This is a genomic window from Intrasporangium oryzae NRRL B-24470 (genome assembly GCF_000576595.1).
Classification (GTDB): domain Bacteria; phylum Actinomycetota; class Actinomycetes; order Actinomycetales; family Dermatophilaceae; genus Intrasporangium_C; species Intrasporangium_C oryzae.
Genome location: NZ_AWSA01000129.1, coordinates 1 through 429, shown reverse-complemented (window position 1 = coordinate 429; position 429 = coordinate 1). Strand labels below are relative to the sequence as shown.

The window sequence follows — 429 nt, the reverse complement described above, 5'->3', positions numbered from 1 at the left end:
CCGGTGGCCGACCACGGCCCCGCCCCGCTCGTAGTCCCGGTGCGCTTCGGCTCGCGTGGTCACCTCGCGGACTGGAGCCCGCCCACCCCTCCGCGTGGCTGGACGTATGACGCGGCCAAGGCCGCCTCTCTCCGGTGGGCGGCCGAGAACCACACCGCTCTCGGCGTCCGTCTGGAGCCACTCGCCTACGCGGCGCGCGCCGGTCTCACGTCGGCCGTGGACAAGGCGGCCGGGGTGAGCACGTCGTCGCTCCGCTCGCTCCACCGGGCGCACCTCATCGACCGCTGACCTCCAGCTCTCCCGGCTCGCGTCGTCCTTCCGCAGGCTCGGGACCGTCCTCCGAGGGCGCTTGTGGTGGGCGCCCGACGACGAGGACACAGCACGGGCCCCGTCACCCTCACCGCGAGGGTGGCGGGGCCTTGTTGCGTT

At 74.4% G+C, this 429-nt stretch carries 1 protein-coding gene; it reads left to right on the top strand.

Annotated elements, in window-relative coordinates:
- Positions 1-288: hypothetical protein (locus N865_RS23165; protein WP_169735782.1), on the top strand; the 288-nt coding region annotated here is incomplete at its 5' end.
- Positions 289-429: the final 141 nt, after the last annotated feature.